Source organism: Streptomyces sp. HUAS TT7 (assembly GCF_051550175.1).
In the GTDB taxonomy this organism is placed as follows: domain Bacteria; phylum Actinomycetota; class Actinomycetes; order Streptomycetales; family Streptomycetaceae; genus Streptomyces.
Genome location: NZ_CP196175.1, coordinates 7,524,047 through 7,541,649, shown reverse-complemented (window position 1 = coordinate 7,541,649; position 17,603 = coordinate 7,524,047). Strand labels below are relative to the sequence as shown.

Here is a 17,603-nt window from a genome sequence, read left to right as displayed (position 1 = left end):
CGCCCGGCGGGGTCAAGATATGGGCCCCATTCCCCGCCGAACAGCGTTCCTAGGACGTCAGATGGGTGAGCTTGTCGGGGTTGCGGATCGAGTAGATGGTGCCGATGAGTCCGTCGCGGAAGGCGATCAGGCCGATCTGGCGCTGGCCATCCGCGGTGATCGACAGGGCCGGGCCGCCGTTGATGTCGACGAGCTCGAAGCTCTCCAGCGGGTACCGGTTGAGCAGGCCGGTGAGGAAGGCGAGCACCTTCCCCCGGCCCATGACCGGACGCAGCGCGGCCCTGACCTTGCCGCCGCCGTCGCTCCAGGCCACGACGTCCTCGGCGAGCAGTTCGGCGAGCGCGCTCAGGTCGCCGCCCGCGGCCGCGTCGAGGAAGCGGCTGAGCAGCTTGGCGTGTTCGTCGTCGGAGAGCGGGAAGCGGTCCCGGCCGGCGGCGAGGTGGCGGCCGGCCCTGCTGTACATCTGGCGGCAGTTGGCGACGCTCGCGTCGACGACGCCCGCGATCTCCTCGTACGGCAGCTGGAAGGCCTCGCGCAGCACGAACACGGCGCGCTCCGGCGGCGAGAGGCGTTCCATGAGGTGGACGGTGGCGTAGGCGACGGTGTCGCGCAGCTCGGCCGTGTCCAGCGGGCCGAGCACGTCGGTGGCGACGGGCTCGGGGAGCCACGGCCCGACGTAGGCCTCGCGGGTCACCCGCGCGGAGCGCAGCTGGTCGATGGCGAGCCGGGAGACGACGGTGATGAGGAAGCCGCGCGCGTCCCTGATCCCGTCGCGGTCGACCCGGCTCCAGCGCAGATAGGCGTCCTGGACGACGTCCTCGGCGTCCCACACGGAACCGAGCAGGCGGTAGGCGAGCCCGAGCAGCACCTGCCGGTGGTCCTCGAACTCCTCGGCGTGCTCCGTCATGACGTGTGCCACCTCCCCGTGCGGTGCCGCCGGCCAGCGCCCCGGCGGCTGCCGCGTCATTCAACTCGACGGCGGGCCGGGGCGCCAGCGGGGCCGGGCAGATGTCCGCCGGGTCACATCGCGCGCTCGTGGCCCTCCCAGTACGGTTCGCGCAGCCGGCGCTTGTAGAGCTTGCCGTTCGGGTCGCGCGGCATCGTCTCGATGAAGTCGACGGTCTTGGGGCGCTTGTATCCGGCCAACTGGCGTGCACAGTGGGCGAGTATGCCGGTCGCGAGGGCGTCGCCCGCCTCGTGCCCCTCGGCGACTTCGACGACGGCCTTCACCTCCTCGCCCCAGTCGGCGTGCGGAATGCCGAAGGCGGCGGCGTCGGCGACGGCCGGGTGGGTCAGGAGGGCGGCCTCGATCTCGGCCGGGTAGATGTTGACGCCGCCCGAGATGATCATGTCGATCTTGCGGTCGCGGAGGAAGAGGTAGCCGTCCTCGTCGAGGTAGCCGAGGTCGCCGACGGTGAAGAAGTCGCCGATGCGGTTCTTCTTCGTCTTGCCCTCGTCCTTGTGGTAGCTGAAGCCGCCGGTCGACATCTTCATGTACACCGTGCCCAACTCCCCTGCGGGCAGCCGCACTTGGTTGTCGTCGAAGACCGCCAGCTCGCTGATGGGCCAGGCCTTGCCGACCGTGCCGGGCTTCTTCAGCCAGTCCTCGGCGGTGGCGAAGGCGCCGCCGCCCTCGCTGGCCGCGTAGTACTCCTCGACACAGCTCCCCCACCAGTCGATCATGGCGCGTTTGACGTGGTCGGGGCAGGGCGCGGCGCCATGGATGGCGTGCCGCATCGACGAGACGTCGTACCGCGCCTTCACCTCGCCGGGCAGCGAGAGCAGCCGGTGGAACTGGGTCGGCACCATATGGGTGTGCGTGCAGGCGTGTGCGTCGATGAGGCGCAGCATGTCCTCGGGCGTCCACTTGTCCATGAGGACGATGCGGTGCCCGATGTGCAGGGAGGCGCCCGCGAATTGGAGGACGGCCGTGTGGTAGAGCGGCGAGCACACCAGATGGACGTTGTCGTCGAACGGCTTGATGCCGAAGATGGCGAGGAAGCCTCCGAGGTACGTCTCCTCGGGCGGCTTTCCGGGCAACGGGCGCCGGATGCCGCGCGGGCGTCCGGTGGTGCCGGAGGTGTAGTTCATGACCCAGCCGAGTGTGCGGTCACCGGGCACCGACTCGGGCTGTCCGTCCAGGAGTTGGGCGTACGGCGCGAAGCCCGCGATCGTGCCGACGGCGTAGCGGTGCGAGGCGGGCAGCTCGGCCTCGTCGGCCGCGGCGGTGGCCGCGGCGGCGAACCGCTCGTGCGCGACGAGGACCTTGGCGCCCGAGTCGGCGACGATCCAGGCGATCTCCGGGCCGACGAGATGGTGGTTGACCGGCACGAGGTAGAACCCGCCCTGGGAGGCGGCGAGATAGGCCGTGAAGAACTCGACCCCGTTGGGCAGCACCACCGCGAAGGCGTCACCGCGCTCCAGGCCCGCCGCCCGCAGTCCGTGCACGAGCTGGTTGACGGCGCCGTGCAGACGGCCCGCGGTCCACTCCTCGCCGTCCGGTGCGACGAGGACCGGGCGGTCGGGGTCGGCGGCGGCCTGGGCCCAGAAGCCGTTGGGCGGCTGGTTCATCGGGCGTCCCTCCCGGCGATGCGGTTGATGCGGTCGATGGCGCGCTCGAAGCCGCGCGTGAGCTCGTCGAAGGTTTCCCGGACGCTGCGTTCGGCGGTCATCCTCCCGACGATCTGGCCGACGGGCGTGCCGAGCAGCGGCTCCACCTCGTACTTCTGGATGCGGGACACGGCCTCGGCGACGAGCAGGCCCTGGAGCGGCATGGGCAGGGTGCCGGGTCCGGCCGGGTCGTCCCAGGCGTCGGTCCATTCGGTACGCAGCTGGCGGGCGGGCTTTCCGGTGAGCGCGCGGGAGCGGACGGTGTCACCGGAGCCGGCCGCGAGGAGCTTCCGGGTCAGCGCGCGGGAGTGGAGTTCGGCCTCGGTGGTGGTGAGCCAGAGCGAGCCGAGCCAGACACCCTGGGCGCCGAGCGCGAGCCCGGCGGCGATCTGCTCGCCGCTGCCTATGCCCCCGGCCGCGAGGACCGGCAACGGGCCGACGGCGTCGACGACTTCGGGGACCAGCACCATGGTGGCGATCTCCCCGGTGTGCCCGCCGGCCTCGTAGCCCTGGGCGACGACGATGTCGATGCCGGCGTCCGCGTGGTGTCGGGCGTGCCGGGCGCTGCCCGCGAGCGCGGCGACGAGCACCCCCTGGTCGTGGGCGCGTTGGACGACATCGGCGGGCGGTGAACCGAGCGCGTTGGCGAGCAGCTTGATCGGGTAGTCGAAGGCGACGTCGAGCTGGTTGCGGGCCACCTGCTCCATCCAGCCGGTGATGCGCCAGCCGGACGCCTCGCCCTCGGCGAGCTCGGGCACCCCGTGCTTGGCGAGGGTCTCCCGCACGAACTGGCGGTGCCCCTCGGGGATCATGGCCTCGATCTCGGCCTCGCCGACCCCTCCGACCTTCTTGGCGGGCATCACCACGTCGAGCCCGTACGGCAGCCCGTCGGTGTGGTCCTGCATCCAGTCGAGGTCGCGCGCGAGGTCGTCGGGCGCCGTGTAGCGGACCGCGCCGAGCACACCGAATCCGCCGGCCCGCGTGATGGCCGCGGCCACCGCCGGGAACGGCGTGAAGCCGAAGACGGCGTGCTCGACTCCCAGTCTCTTGCTCAGCTCCGTCTGCATGGGGCGCAGAATGCCGCAGCCGGGGCGACGAGGGAAGAGATTTTCTGATGCTGCGTCAGATTCTTTGCCGTGCACTGCGGCGGCTCACCGCCTCATTGACACGGGCGAGCCCATGGAAGAAAGTTTCTGTCGTTCGGCGTGATCGCGAAAGATACTTTCAGAACGCCGGAGTCCGCGTCGCCGAAGGCGCGGCGGGAAGGGGTGCGTGCCGGTGGCTGAGGAAGTCCGGGGCGTGAGCAGGCGACGGCTGGCCGGTGCGGCCATGGCCCTGGGAGGTGCGCTGGTGGTGGGCTCGTTGCCGGGCGGTGAGGCGATCGCGGCGGGGCGCGGCAGGACACTGCACCGCGGATCCGCCGAGGAGGCCGGGCTGCTGCCCGACCACTTGGACCGCCTGGTCGAGGACGCGGAGAAGTTCCTCGAATCCTCCCCCGAGCACCCCTGGTACGCCGGGGCCGTGCTGCTCGCGGGGAGGGGCGGCACGGTGGCGCTGCACCACCCGATCGGCAGCGCGGTGCGCTACGCGGCGTACGACGAGAAGAGCGACCGGGCGGTGGAGTTGCCGCCCGAGCGGCGGATCGCGACGGCCGAGGACACGGTGTACGACCTCGCCTCGCTCTCCAAGCTGTTCACCTCGCTGCTCGCCGTCCAGCAGATCGAGCGCGGCGCGCTGGACCTCGACCGGACGGTCGCCTCGTACCTGCCGGAGTTCGGGGCGGCGGGCAAACAGGCCGTCACCGTACGGCAGTTGCTCACCCACACCTCGGGGTTCCGCGACTGGCTCCCGCTCTACGGGGCGCCGACGTACGAGGAGAAACTGGAGCTCATCTGGAACGAGGCCCCGGCGAGCCCGCCCGGCAGCACCTACCTCTACTCCGACCTCAATCTGATCTCCCTGCAACGGGTCCTGGAGAGGATCACCGGTCGCCCGCTGGATGCACTGCTCCACGACGAGATCACTGCTCCACTCGGGATGCACCGCACCCGCTACAACCCGCCCGCCTCCTGGAAGCCGAAGATCGCCGCGACCGAGGACGCCCGCAAGCCGTGGTCCGGGATCGACCGGGGCCTGGTATGGGGCGAGGTGCACGACGAGAACGCGTACTGCCTCGGCGGTGTCGCGGGCCACGCCGGGGTCTTCTCCTGCGCCTGGGACCTCGCGGTCCTCGCCCGTACGCTCTTGAACGGCGGCGCCTACGGCCGGACCCGGATCCTGACGCCCGCCTCCGTGGACCTGCTGTTCCGGGACTTCAACACGGCCTTCCCCGGCCATGAGCACGGGCTCGGCTTCGAGCTCTACCAGCACTGGTACATGGGCGCCATGGCGACGCCGCGCAGCGCGGGGCACACCGGGTTCACCGGCACGAGCATCGTCATCGACCCGAGCACCGACACGTTCCTCGTCCTGCTCGCCAACTCCGTTCATCCGGTGCGTACGTGGCGGTCCGGGTCCGCGCCGCGCGTGGCCGCGGGCAACGCCCTGGCGCGGGCCGTGGCGGTCCGCCCCGCGCACGGCGGCACGTCCTGGTTCGCGGGCATGGCGCGCGGCACGAGCGCCATGCTCACGCTCCCCGAGCTGCCCCTCCCCTCCGGCCGGGCCCGGCTGAGCTGCGCCCTGTGGTGGGACACCGAGCCGGGCGTGGGCACGGCCGCCCTCGAAGCCTCGGCGGACGCGGGGTCGACCTGGCGGCCCGTGCCGTTCACGACCGTACGCCCGGGGGAAGGGGCCGTGGAGCACCCGGCCGGGGCGGTGACGGGGTGGTCCGGGCGGGTCTGGCACGAGGCCACGGCGGACCTCGCCGCCTGGCGCGGCCGGCCCGTGCGGCTGCGCTGGCGGTACACGACGGGCCGGCTGTACGTCGGCCGAGGGGTGTACGTCGACGGGCTGCGGGTCACCGAGGAGCGGCGGGTGCTTTTCGACGAGGCGCGGGGGGACGACGCCGCGCGGATCGAGGCATCGGGCTGGGAGAAGTCTCCCGACTGAGCGGATTCATCAGGGGACCGGCGCCCTACTGACCCAGCACCGCCATCGCCGCGTTGTGGCCCGGGATGCCGCTCACGCCGCCGCCGCGTACGGCGCCGGCCCCGCAGAGCAGCACGTTCGCGAGGCCGGTTTCGACGCCCCAGCGGCCCGTCGAGTCGTCGGCGTAGGGGAACGCGAGGGCCCGGTGGAAGATGTTGCCGCCGGGCAGCCGAAGGTCGCGCTCCAGGTCGAGGGGGGTCTTGGCCTCGATGCAGGGTCGGCCGTCGGCGTCCGGGGCCAGGCAGTCGGCGAGGGGTTCGTCGAGGTGGGCGTCCAGTTGGGCGAGGGTCGCGGCGAGCAGTTGTTCGCGGGCCTTGTCGTTGTCGTCGGCGAACAGGCGGGCCGGGGTGTGCAGGCCGAACAGGGTGAGGGTCTGGTAGCCCTGGGCCGCGAGTTCGGGGCCCAGGATCGAGGGGTCGGTCAGCGAGTGGCAGTAGATCTCCGAGGGCGGGGCGGACGGCAGCTCGCCACGCGCCGCCTCGGCGTACGCGGTCGCCAACTGGCCGTATCCCTCGGCGATGTGGAAGGTTCCGGCGAAGGCCTCGCGCGGGTCGACGGAGGTGTCGCGGAGCCGGGGCAGCCGCTTGAGCAGCATGTTGACCTTCAGCTGGGCACCCTCCGCGGACTCGGGCGGGGTGTCGCCGAGGAGCTCGGCCAGCGCTTGCGGCGAGGCGTTCACCAGGACGTGGCGGGCGGCCACCGTGCCGGACGCCTCGGCGGTGGCGTAGGCGATCTCGGCCTCGGTGCCGTCGGTGCGGATCGCGGTCACCTCGTGCCCGGTGGCGATCTCCGCCCCGGCCGCCCGCGCGGCCCGGGCCAGCGCGTCGGTGAGGGCGCCCATGCCGCCGACCGGGACGTCCCAGTCGCCGGTGCCCTGCCCGATCACGTGGTAGAGGAAGCAGCGGTTCTGGGCGAGCGAGGGGTCGTGGGCGTCGGCGAACGTGCCGATCAGGGCGTCGGTGAGGACGACGCCGCGGACGAGGTCGTCGGTGAAGCGGTCCTCCACGGCGACGCCGATGGGCTCCTCGAAGAGCATCCGCCACGCTTCGTCGTCCGCGACCCGCTCACGCAGCGCGGCCGCGGTGGGCAGCGGCTCGGTGAGGGTGGGGAAGACCCGTTCGGCGACCTGTCGCGTGGTCTCGTAGAAGGCCTGCCAGGCCGTGAACTCGGCGTCGGATCCGGTCAGTTGACGGAACGAGGCGGCGGTACGGTCCGGGCCGCCGCCGACCAGGAGGCCGCCGGGGCGCCCGTCGCGGACGGTCGGCGTGTACGAGGAGATCGTCCGCTTGCGGACCGCGAAGTCGAGCCCCAGGTCGTCGACGATCTTCTTCGGCAGGAGGGAGACCAGGTAGGAGTAGCGCGAGAGCCGGGCGTCCACGCCCGCGAAGGGGCGGGTCGAGACGGCGGCGCCGCCGGTGCGGCCGAGCCGTTCGAGGACGAGGACGGACTTTCCGGCGCGGGCCAGGTAGGCGGCGGCGACCAGACCGTTGTGGCCGCCCCCGACGATGACGGCGTCGTACAGGTCACGGGCGAACGCGGTGCGTGCGGGCATGCCTCTTGGTAACACGGGATGATCGGCGGGGGAACCCGTCCCGGGCCGGACGGGCCGGACGGCCTCGCCATCCGTCCTCGCCGCGTGGGGTGCAAGAACCCCGATCCGCCCGGGCTCAGCGCCCGCCCCCTTGCCGCCGTGCCGCCACCCTGCGGTACAGCTCCACCGCCTCCGCCGCCCGGCCCAGTTGTTCCAGGCACTGGGCCTCGTCGTTGCGGGCGGCCAGCGTGTCCGGGTGGGCTGCGCCCAGGGTGCGCTCGCGGGTTTCGGCGATGTGGCGGTAGACGTCGAGCGCCTTGGGCCAGCGCCCCAGCCAGCCCAGGCCCACGGCGATCTCGCGGCGGCTGATCAGGGTGTCGGGGTGGTCGGACCCGAGCACCCGCTCGCGCAGGGCGCACACCTCGCGCGCCTCCTGGAGGGCCTCCTCCCAGCGGGCGAGCCGCCCGAGGTTGACGCCGAGGCCGTGCCGGGCGCGCAGCGTCTCGGGGTCCTCGGGGCCGCCGACCCGCAGCCGGTCCTCGACGAGGTCGCGGTACAGCTCCAAGGCCTCGGGGCTGCGCCCGAGCCGGCCGAGGCCGATGCCGATCTCGTAGCGGGCCGCGAGGGTGTCCGGATGGTCGGACCCGAGCGCCGCGGCCCGTCCCCGGGCCACCTCGCGGTAGGTGGCGAGCGCCTCTATCCAGCGCCCCAACAGGCCGAGCGCGTACGCCACTTCGTACCGCGTGACCAGCGTGTCGGGGTGTCCCGCGCCGAGCACCCGGGTCCGCGCGGCGGCCACGTCCTGGGCCAGCGTGCAGGAGTCCTCCAGTCGGCCGAGCCTGCCGAGGTTGACGGCGAGGTTGTGCCGGCAGCGCAGGGCGTCCGGGGCTTCCGCCCCCTGGGTGCGCTCGCGGGCCGCCAGGACCGTGACGTATGTCCGGTGCGCCTCGAAGTGGCGGCCAAGGCGCCCGAGGACGTACGCGGTCTCCTGGCGCGCGTCGAGGGTGTCGGGGTGGTCGGGCCCGAGCGAGCGGGCTCTGCCGTCGGCGACCGTGCCGAATGCGCGCAGCGCCTCGGCCGCGCGGCCCGTCCGGCTGAGCGCGAAGCCCACTTCGTAACGGCTGGAGAGCGTGTCGGGGTGCTCGGGCCCCAGGACACGGGCGCGCTCGGCGGCGACCGCCCGCTGTGCCTCACCCGCCTCCGCCCAGCGGCCGGACCGGCCGAGTTCGAGCGCCGCGTCGTGGCGGCGGTTCAGGTCGGCGAGGACGTCCGGCGGCGGGGTCGGCCGGTCCGGCTCCCGCGGGGCGGGGGCGCGCGGGGCGGTCCATTCGCCGGTGAGGCCCGCGGTGGGGTCGGGCGGGGTGACCGGGGTGAACGTGCGGGTCGCCTTGTGGCCGGTGGTCATCCCCTTCGTCCAGGACGGCAGCCGGGGCGCGTGGCGCGGGGGCAGCGGTACGGGGTCGGCGAGGGGGCGCGGCGCGCCTCGGCCCGCGGTGAGCATGCGCCCCAACTCCCCTGCGTCATCGGGGCGTTGGTCGGGCTCCTTGGCCAGCAGGGCGAGGACGGCCCGTTCGAGGAACGCGGGAAGTTCGGCGCGGTGCTCGCGCGGCGGCCGGGGCGGGGTGTCGCGGTGGCCGACGAGCACCGCCCAGGCGTCGTCCAGGTCGAACGGCGGCGCGCCGGTGCACAGCTCGTACAGCACGCAGCCGAGCGAGTAGAGGTCGCTGCGGTGGTCGACCTCGGTGCCGCCGATCTGCTCCGGCGACATGTAGTGCGGGGTGCCCATGGCGATGCCGGTGCCGGTGAGCCGGCTGGTGAAGCCGATGTCGGCGCCGAGCCGGGCGATGCCGAAGTCGCAGATCTTCACGGTGCCGTCGTCGAGCCGCATGATGTTGGCGGGCTTCAGGTCCCGGTGGACGATGCCCTGTTGATGCGTGTAGGCGAGGGCCGCGGCGACCTGTTCGGCGATGTCCACGACGTCCGGCACCGGCAGCGGATGCTGCTTGTTGTCGTCCAGGAGCTGGCTGAGGTTGCGCCCTTCCAGCAGCTCCATGACGAGGTAGAGCCCGCCCTCGTACTCCCCGAAGTCGTGGACGACGGTCACGCCCCGGTGCTGGAGCGCGGCGGCGACCCGGCCCTCGCGCCGGAAGCGCTCCCTCAGCACCCGGGTGAACGACTCCTCGTGGCCCGGCGCCGGGGGCTTCAGCAGTTTTACCGCGACGCGCCGCTCCAGCGATTCGTCGCGGGCCCGCCACACCTCGCCCATGCCGCCGCGCCCGATCAGGTCGAGCAGCCGGTAGCGGCCGTGGATCAGCCTGGTGTCCGCCATCTGATGCCGCCGCCCCCGTCACTGACCATGCGCCCTCCCCGGCCCGTCCAGTATGGCGGCCTGTCTGCGGAGTGTGTACGGGGCCGGTCGGGACCCGGGGCCGAGCCGGGCCACCGCCTTCAGGATGTGCCGGGGCGGAAGCTGCCAGCGCACGGTCGCCGGGATGCTGCGCAACACCGTTCCGGTGAAGGTCAGCCGACGGTCCACGGTGCGCTCAGCAGGGGCGGGCCGCCCGTAGAGCTCATGGGCGTACGGGGGCAGGGAGGCGTAGGCGAGGCTGGCCACGCGCCGCCAGAGGAGCTCACGCGCCGGGATCAGGAGGGGGCGGGTGGGCGGCCGGCGCAGAAAGTCGTCGACGTCCCGCGCGTCGGCGGTGACCGCGAGCTTTGGCCGTACGGAGTCGAAATAGGCGGCGAGCTCGGCGACGGTGCCGGGCACGCCGGCCGGGTCGAGCCCCACCAGGCGGGCGTCCACCCGGTGTTCGCCGACGTACCGGTCGGCCTGGGCGTCACTCAGCCAGAACCCCGAGCGCCGGCCGACACTGAGATAGCTGTCGATCTCAGCACAGTGCACCCACAGAAGAAGCTCGGGGTCGTCGATCCCGAACCGTTCCCCCGTCACGGGGTCGTCCGCCTTGAGCAGGGCGTGGATATGCCGGACCCGGGCGCCGGCCTGCTCGGCCGCCTCCTTCGTGCCGTACGAGAGCGTCCCGACGAAGTTGGCGGTACGCATCAGCCGCCCCCAGGCGTCCTTGCGGAAGTCGGAGTTCTGCATGACCCCCCGCACGGCGCGCGGGTGCAGCGCCTGGAGGTAGAGCGCCCGCACCCCCGCGATCCACATCATGGGATCGCTGTGCAGCTGCCAGGTGACCGATTCGGGGCCGAAGTAGCCCACATCGGCGTCCGCCATCCGCCACCTCCGGTGGGAGTGCGCTCTGCGCCGGGCGTGCCTGTGACACCTGAAGGTTAGTTGGTACTTCGGCGAGGGGATACGGGCACGCTACCGCCGCACCCGAGGCATTCCCAGCCCGATCCAAGCGATGATCTCCCGCTGGATCTCGTTGTTTCCGCCCCCGAACGTGAAGATCACCGCGGAGCGGTAGCCGCGTTCCAGTTCGCCGTGGAGGACCGTTCCCGCCGAGCCCTCCTTCATGGGGGCGGCCGCTGCCACGATCTCCATCAAGGAGGCGTACGCGTCCCGGCGGGCCTCCGAGCCGTACACCTTCACGGCGGAGGCGTCCTGGGGGGTGAGGGTGCCTTCCTGGACGGCGTTGACCATCTGCCAGTTGAGCAGCTTCATCGCGTCCAGGCGGGCGTGTGTGCGGGCCAGGTTCTTGCGGACCCAGCCGAGGTCGACGACACGGCGGCCGTCGGCGAGTTTCGTGTCGGCCGCCCAGCGCTGGACGTCGTGCAGGGCGCGGATCGCCATCGTGCCGTGGGCGGCCAGGGTGACCCGCTCGTGGTTCAGCTGGTTGGTGATCAGTCGCCAGCCCTTGTTCTCCTCGCCGACCCGGCGCGACACGGGGACCCGGATGTTCTCGTAGTAGCTGGCCGTGGTGTCGTGCGAGGCGAGCGTGTTGATCAGGGTGCAGCTGTAGCCGGGGTCGGTGGTCGGGACCAGGAGCATGGTGATGCCCTTGTGCGCGGGGGCGTCCGGGTCGGTGCGGACGGCCAGCCACACCCAGTCGGCTGTGTCCCCGTTGGTCGTCCAGATCTTCTGCCCGTTCACTGTGTAGGTGCCGGTGGTCGCGTCGCCCTCGCGCACCGCCCGCGTCTTCAGCGCCGCGAGGTCCGTCCCCGCGTCCGGCTCGCTGTAGCCGATCGCGAAGTCGATCTCGCCGGAGAGGATCTTCGGCAGGAAGTACGCCTTCTGCTCGTCCGTGCCGAACTGCATGATCGTCGGGCCTACGGTGTTCAGCGCCATCAGCGGCAGCGGGACCCCTGCCTGGGCGGCCTCGTCGAAGAAGATGAACTGCTCCATCGGGCTCAGCCCGCGCCCGCCGTACTCCTTGGGCCAGCCCACCCCCAGCCAGCCGTCCCCGCCGAGCCGCCGCACGGTCTCGCGGTAGAAGCGCTTCTGCGCGGCCGGGTCGGCGTACCGGGCGTAGACGTTGTCCGGCACCAGGTCGGCGAAGTAGGTCCGCAGCTCGGTGCGCAACTGCTGCTGCTCAGGCGTGTATTCGAGGTGCACGGCCCCTCCAGGACGGTCGCGGTACGGCGGCGCACACAGTAGAACGTGTTCCAAGAATCTGGAACCCTCTCGTACGCGCCGCCCGCTGGACACCGGGTGTACGACACCCGATCGGCGCCGAGCAGTCGCCCGGGCCCGCGTTTCCCGGTGAGCATGGCCGAGGCGTGTCCGTCGATTCCCGCACCCCTTCACCGGAGGCCCCAGTGACCACTGCCCGTGACCTGATGACCGCGGACGTACGCTGCGTCCCCGCGTCCGAGACCCTCGACCGGGCCGCCCAGTTGATGCGCGACCACAAGATCGGCGCGCTGGCGGTCAAGGGCAGCGACGGCGAGCTGGCCGGCATCGTGACCGACCGGGACATCGTCGTGAAGGCGCTGGCGGCGGGCAAGGACGCCTCGAAGGTGACCGCCGGCGACCTCGCCGAGGGCGGCGTACACACCGTGGACGCCGGCGCGGACGCCGCTCTGGCGGTCAAGGCGATGGGCGAGGCGCGGATCCGCCGGATCGTGGTGGTCGAGGACGGCACGCCGGTCGGCATGATCACCGAGGCGGACCTGGCCCGGAAGCTCACCGCGGAGGCGTTCTCGTCGTACGCGGGCCGGGTCTACGCGGCTCCCTGAGCCGACTGCGAGGGCTGCCGCGCCGTGGTGCGTACGGGGCCGTGTGGGCCGGATGCGGTCCGGGTAGGCGGGGGCGAGAATGGTGCATTACCGGAGAGACGTAGGAGGCGGCATGAACGATCAGTCCGATTCCGGCCCGCACGAGCGCGTGACCCCCGATGCCCTGCTGCACACGGGATCCGGGGGCGAGGTCACCGCCGAGGACCTCGTACTCGCGTCCGGGCGGGACGTTACCCCGCAGAATCTGGCCTGGGCCGAGCGCAAGCTGGCCGCGGAGGGTCCCGCCGCCCTCGACAAGATGCTTCCCTGAAACCCGCCCGGTGAGCGACGGCCTCGCGGGGCGCGTCGCCGGGCGATGAAGCGTGCCCGGGCGGATCCGGCCGAGCTCGTCTCCACAGCGCGGGCTCGTCGCCATGGCGTCGCCGGTGGAGTTCCCGCCCGCCGTCCGGGGCGCTTCAGGCGGTGAGCCGGACCTGCCGCAGGAAGGCGGCGTTGTCGGGGGTCTGCCGGAGTTTGTCGAGCAGCGCTTCGAGCGCGCCGTGTGCGTCCTGATGGTGCAGCGCCCGGCGCAGACCGCGTACGGCGCTCAACTCCCCCGGATTCAGGAGGAGTTCCTCGCGCCGCGTACCGGAGGGCGTGACGTCGACGGCCGGGAAGAGCCGCTTGTCGGCGAGGGGTCGGGCGAGCCGCAGCTCCATGTTGCCGGTGGACTTGAGCTCCTCGAAGAAGTAGTCGTCGCCTCGCGATCCGGTCTCCACGAGGGCGGTCGCGAGGATCGTGAGGGAGCCGGCCTCCTCGGTGAGCCGCGCGGCACCGAACAGCCGCTTGGGGCCGTGCAGCGCGGCGGCGTCGACTCCGCCGCTGAGGGTACGTCCGCCGGGTCCGGCCGCGTTGTTGTGGGCGCGGCACAGCCGGGTGAGCGAGTCGAGGAGTACGACGACGTCGCGGCCCTGCTCGACCAGGCGCTTGGCGCGCTCGATGGCGAGTTCGGCGAGCGCGATGTGCTCCTTCGGCGGCCGGTCGAAGGTGGAGGCGAGCACCTCGCCGTGGACCGAGCGCCGCATGTCAGTGACCTCTTCGGGCCGTTCGTCGACCAGGACCACCATGAGGTGGCACTCGGGGTGGTTGTGGGCGACCGCCTGGGCCAACTCCTTGAGCAGAACGGTCTTTCCGGTCTTCGGCGGGGCGACGATCAGGCCGCGCTGCCCCTTGCCGACGGGTGCTACGAGGTCGACGACGCGGCCGGCGAGCCGGTCGGCCCGGGTTTCCAGGCGCAGCCGCTCACGCGGGTGCAGGGGGGTGAGATCGGCGAAGTGCGGCCGGTGGCGCAGCGCCTCGACGGGCCGGCCGTTGACCCGTACGACGCGCTCGGGCGTCGGCCCCTCGCATTCGATGAAGTCACCGCCCCGCAGGGCGAGTTGGCGGATGAGGGCGGGCGGGACTTTCACGTCGCCCGGAGCCGGGGCGTACCCGGCGGTCCGGATTCGGCCGTGCCCGCCGGCGAGGTCGAGGACGCCGGCGAGCGGGGCTTCGATGGGGTGGTCGTGGTGGATGGCTGTGGGGTGTTCGAGCGTACTGAGCACAGGAGGGTCCCTTCGCGCGACGGGGCGCAGGAGAAGTCCGGGCCGTATGACGGCCGGGAGGGGAACAGCGGGCGCCGCGCCGGAGGCGGCACCGGGAGGAAACAAGCACGGACGCCGCGAAGAAGGGGCGTACACACGTGCTGATGGCAGAGTAGCACTCCCCGATGCCGACGGGTTCGGGCTGCGCCCGACGGCCGGGACGGGGAGGCCGTTCGCGGCGGCTCCGCCGAGGGCCGCGGGCGGTGAACTCCCGTGCAGGGACGGGTAGTTGATCGCTTGATGGGATCTTCCAGCCGTGGTTCACGCCCGAAGGCCGCGTGGCTCGGCGGGGTCGGCGGCTCGACCGGGTCGGCAGCACGGCGGCACGGGGACCCGGCGGCTCCCCCCCCTGAGCCCGGTCGGCGTCAGACGCCGGTGACGGCCTCGATCGTGCCGTCGGCGACGGCCGCCACCAGGGCGGCGTGATCGGCGGCGTTCTGCTCGGCGTAGCGCACCGCGAACGTGGCGACGGCCCGCTCGAAGGCGTCGGAACCGCCGAGGTAGGCGGCGATCGCGATGCGGTCGCCGGACCGCGCGTGGGCCCGCGCCAGGGCCGTCCCGCACAGGCCCGCGTACGCGCCCAGAAGGTGCGCGGGCATCCCGTCGAGGTCGACGGAGCCCTTCGTGTCACGGAGCTGGCGCCAGTAGAAGTGCCGCCCCTGCGGCCCGGTCATCCAGCCGAGGAAGATGTCACCGGCGGCCTGCATCAGGCGCTGTCCGGCGACCACCCGGTGCCCGTGGTGGGCGTGGGCCGCGCCGGGCAGATGCGGTTCGAGTACCGACCGCTCGGCCTCCTTGATCTGCAGGAACAGCGGGTCGGCCGCGTCCCGGCCCTCCAGGAGCACGACGTAGCAGCGGGTGCCCACACTGCCCACCCCGACGACCTTGCGGGCCGCGTCCACGAACCGGTACCGGTCCAGCAGGATGCGCCGCTCCTCGGCGAGCGACGAACGGTAGTCGCTGAAGATCTTGCGCAGGGCCACCAGATCGGGGACGGCGACCGGGTCGAGCAGCGGCGGGTCCTCGATGATGCGGCGCCGGCCGTCGCGGATCTCGGTGAGTTTGGCGAGCGCCCGCAGGCCGGTGCGCCCGCGCGCCTCGGCCAGGCCCGCCTCGGCCGCCTTGTGGTTGCCGGTGCGGCGGACCAGGCGCACGATGTCCCGGGTGTCGATGTGCTCGTACCAGACGTCCAGCTCGCCCCGGGCGGCGAGCCTGCGTATGCCACGGCGGTACGCCTCCGCCGCGGCCAGCGCCGAGACACGGACGTCGGCGTCCGGGAGCCCGTTCTCGCGAGCGGCGACGGCGACGCTGGCGGCGAGGCGCTTGACGTCCCATTCGAAGGGGCCGGGGCACGTCTCGTCGAAGTCGTTGACGTCGAACAGGAGGGCACGCTCCGGGGAGGCGAACACGCCGAAGTTCAACAGGTGGGCGTCGCCGCAGAGTTGGACGGTCAGGCCGGTGTCCTCCTGCGCGGCGAGGTCGGCGGCCATCACTGCGGGCGACCCGCGCAGGAAGCGGAACGGGCTCTCGGCCATCCGCCCGTACCGGATCGGCACCAGTTCGGGCACCCGCGTCCGGTCCTGCTCCCCCAGCACCGCGAGGGGGTCGGGCCGGTCGGCGCCCGGGATCCACCGGCCGTGCGCGGAGCGGGAGAGCCGCTTACGGGCGGCTCGTCCGTGCCGCGCCCGCTCCTCGGGGCTCATCGGGGGCCGCGCGGCGGGACTCGGGCTCGGGCTCGTCATGGGTCACACCCTCCGGCATTCGGTCCGGGGCGGGCGGTGGTCGGGAACGTGGCCTACGCCTTCTGCTCGCAATCCGAGCGTATCCAGGGTGGGCGACCACGGCACCTGCTGCGTCGGCCACCCTGCGGCGCCCCAAGGGGCGCGGGGAACTGCGCGACCAGCCCCCGACGACCCGTGGTCGAAGGTCCGCAGTTCCGCAACCCGCGCTGTTGCAGAGTGCTCAGCCGGCCTGCCCCGTCGCCTCACCGCCGGAGGCACCCCGCTCCTGGAACACCTCCCGCGCCGCCGTGATGCCGTTGATCGCCGCGGGGAAGCCCGCGTACCCGGCCATCTGCGTGATGACCTCGACGACCTCCTCGCGGGTGCCGCCCACGTTGAGGAAGCCGTGGATGTGGACGCGCAGCTGGGGCGCGGCCGTGCCGAGGGCGGTGCACATGGCGATGGTGGCCAGTTCGCGCGACTTCAGGTCGAGCGCGGAGCGGGAGTAGATGTCCCCGAAGGCGAACTCGATGATGTAGCGCGCCAGATCGGGCGCGATGTCCCGCAGCGAGGCGACGACCTGGTCGCCGGCGTGCCCGTCGACCTCGGTCAGCTTGGCGAGCCCGCGCTCGTACCGGTCGCCCGGCAGCGGCTCGGTGTCGACGGGGGTGGCGGCGGCGTCGGGACGGGCCTCGAAGACCTCGCGGGCGGCGCCGATGCCGTTGAGCGCGGCGGGGAAGCCCGCGTACACGGCGGTGTGGATCAGGATCTCCACGATCTCGGCCGGGCTCACTCCGACGTTGAGCGCGCCGTCGATGTGGAAGCGAAGCTGGGGAGCCGCGTTGCCCATGGCGGCCAGCGCGCCGACGGTGGCGATCTGCCGCTGGCGCAGGGTGAGTCCGGGGCGGGACAGGACGTCGCCGTATCCGAAGGCGACGGTCATGTGGCCGAGGGCGGGGGCGATGTCGGCCAGGCTGTCCAGAACGGCCGGGTTCTCCTGGCCGCCGACGATCCGCAGCACGGCGAGCCCGCGCTCGTACCGCTCCCCGGCGGTCTCGATGGCCTGGGCGGTCCGGGCGTCAACGGCGTTCTTGGCGTTCTCTGCGCTGTTCATGTGCAAGACGCTACGAGTTGGAGCACGCTCTAACGCAAGCGGCTGTGCGCACCCGGTGTGTGGCCGAAGGCGCGGCGGAACACATCGATGAACGCGCTGGTGGAGGACCAGCCGCAGCGGTGGGCCACGACGGTCACCGGGGTGTCCTCGGCGAGGAGTTGCAGGGCGCGGTAGAGGCGGAGCTGGGTGCGCCACTGCGGGAACGTCATGCCGAGGTCCGCGCGGAACAACCGGGTGAGGGTGCGCTCGCTCGCGCCCACTTCGGCGCCGAGTTCGGCGAGCCCGCGCCGCTCGGCGGGGTCGGCTTCGAGCAGCGCGCACACCGCGACCAGGCGGGGGTCGCCGGGCGCGGGCAGATGGACGGGCTCCTGCGGCGAGGCGCGCAGCTGGTCGAGCAGCACGGCCCGCAGCCGCTTGCCCTCGGGGCTTTCGTCGTCGGGCGAGCGGGTGTGGGCCAGAAGCAGCTCGCGAAGGAGCGGGCCGACCATCAGCACGGTGGGGGCGTCCAGGCCCAGCGGGTTCTCGTGGGCGGCGATGCCCATGAGGTGCAGTTCGAGCCTGCCGTGCGCCCGGTGGGAGTGCACGGTCCCGGCCGGCACCCAGATCGCGCGCGTGGCGGGGGCCACCCACGTCCCGGCCTCGGTCGTGACGGCGAGGACTCCGTGGCCGGCGTAGACGATCTGGTGGTCGTCGTGCCGGTGCGCGTCGATGCTGTCCCCCGGGGCCATCTGCTGGGCACGGGTGGGGGCGACGGGCGTGTGGCGGATCTTCGGCAT

The 17,603-nt window shown here is 72.7% G+C and carries 14 protein-coding genes; 3 read left to right on the top strand and 11 right to left on the bottom strand.

Going from position 1 to position 17,603, the window contains the following annotated elements:
* Window positions 1-49: 49 nt before the first annotated feature.
* The 3 genes from ACSHXC_RS34125 to ACSHXC_RS34115 all read right to left on the bottom strand — a co-directional run bounded on the left by ACSHXC_RS34125 (window position 50) and on the right by ACSHXC_RS34115 (window position 3,677).
* Window positions 50-907, bottom strand: a complete 858-nt coding sequence (locus ACSHXC_RS34125; RefSeq protein ID WP_438295211.1) for an RNA polymerase sigma-70 factor — start codon at window positions 905-907, stop codon at window positions 50-52.
* A gap of 113 nt (window positions 908-1,020) precedes the next feature.
* Complete coding sequence (locus tag ACSHXC_RS34120) at window positions 1,021-2,571, bottom strand: acyl-CoA synthetase (RefSeq protein ID WP_438295210.1); 1,551 nt, start codon at window positions 2,569-2,571, stop codon at window positions 1,021-1,023.
* A complete protein-coding gene (locus tag ACSHXC_RS34115) occupies window positions 2,568-3,677 on the bottom strand; it encodes an NAD(P)H-dependent flavin oxidoreductase (RefSeq protein ID WP_438295209.1) in 1,110 nt (369 codons plus the stop codon). The genes ACSHXC_RS34120 and ACSHXC_RS34115 overlap by 4 nt, the downstream gene beginning before the upstream one ends.
* A 262-nt stretch (window positions 3,678-3,939) precedes the next feature.
* On the opposite strand from ACSHXC_RS34115, the gene ACSHXC_RS34110 reads away from it, so the two are divergent.
* Window positions 3,940-5,658 carry a serine hydrolase gene (locus ACSHXC_RS34110; RefSeq protein ID WP_438296992.1) on the top strand — a complete coding sequence of 573 codons (1,719 nt, stop codon included), beginning with the start codon at window positions 3,940-3,942 and terminating at the stop codon, window positions 5,656-5,658.
* Between the two features lie 25 nt (window positions 5,659-5,683).
* Here ACSHXC_RS34110 and ACSHXC_RS34105 read toward each other — a convergent pair whose 3' ends face one another.
* From ACSHXC_RS34105 to ACSHXC_RS34090, 4 genes are all read right to left on the bottom strand, one after another.
* On the bottom strand, window positions 5,684-7,249 hold the full coding sequence (locus ACSHXC_RS34105; protein ID WP_438295208.1) for a phytoene desaturase family protein: 1,566 nt from the start codon (window positions 7,247-7,249) through the stop codon (window positions 5,684-5,686).
* 115 nt (window positions 7,250-7,364) lie between these two features.
* A complete protein-coding gene (locus ACSHXC_RS34100; RefSeq protein WP_438295207.1) occupies window positions 7,365-9,557 on the bottom strand; it encodes a tetratricopeptide repeat protein in 2,193 nt (730 codons plus the stop codon).
* An 18-nt stretch (window positions 9,558-9,575) separates the two neighbouring features.
* On the bottom strand, window positions 9,576-10,466 hold the full coding sequence (locus ACSHXC_RS34095) for an oxygenase MpaB family protein (RefSeq protein ID WP_438295206.1): 891 nt from the start codon (window positions 10,464-10,466) through the stop codon (window positions 9,576-9,578).
* Between the two features lie 90 nt (window positions 10,467-10,556).
* On the bottom strand, window positions 10,557-11,747 hold the full coding sequence (locus ACSHXC_RS34090; protein ID WP_438295205.1) for an acyl-CoA dehydrogenase family protein: 1,191 nt from the start codon (window positions 11,745-11,747) through the stop codon (window positions 10,557-10,559).
* Window positions 11,748-11,950: 203 nt separating this feature from the next.
* Here ACSHXC_RS34090 and ACSHXC_RS34085 point away from each other — a divergent pair, with 203 nt between their 5' ends.
* Window positions 11,951-12,370 carry a CBS domain-containing protein gene (locus ACSHXC_RS34085; protein WP_438295204.1) on the top strand — a complete coding sequence of 140 codons (420 nt, stop codon included), beginning with the start codon at window positions 11,951-11,953 and terminating at the stop codon, window positions 12,368-12,370.
* A gap of 112 nt (window positions 12,371-12,482) precedes the next feature.
* Window positions 12,483-12,680, top strand: coding sequence for a hypothetical protein (locus tag ACSHXC_RS34080; RefSeq protein WP_438295203.1), 198 nt, complete (start codon window positions 12,483-12,485; stop codon window positions 12,678-12,680).
* A 145-nt stretch (window positions 12,681-12,825) separates the two neighbouring features.
* Here the strand turns inward: ACSHXC_RS34080 and rho are convergent, their stop codons facing one another.
* The 4 genes from rho to ACSHXC_RS34060 form a co-directional block, all read right to left on the bottom strand.
* A complete protein-coding gene (rho, locus tag ACSHXC_RS34075; protein ID WP_438295202.1) occupies window positions 12,826-13,953 on the bottom strand; it encodes a transcription termination factor Rho in 1,128 nt (375 codons plus the stop codon).
* Window positions 13,954-14,357: 404 nt separating this feature from the next.
* Window positions 14,358-15,734, bottom strand: coding sequence for a DUF2252 domain-containing protein (locus ACSHXC_RS34070; protein WP_438295201.1), 1,377 nt, complete (start codon window positions 15,732-15,734; stop codon window positions 14,358-14,360).
* A gap of 220 nt (window positions 15,735-15,954) precedes the next feature.
* Window positions 15,955-16,827, bottom strand: a complete 873-nt coding sequence (locus ACSHXC_RS34065; RefSeq protein WP_438295200.1) for a carboxymuconolactone decarboxylase family protein — start codon at window positions 16,825-16,827, stop codon at window positions 15,955-15,957.
* Between the two features lie 29 nt (window positions 16,828-16,856).
* Window positions 16,857-17,603, bottom strand: a complete 747-nt coding sequence (locus ACSHXC_RS34060; protein WP_438295199.1) for an AraC family transcriptional regulator — start codon at window positions 17,601-17,603, stop codon at window positions 16,857-16,859.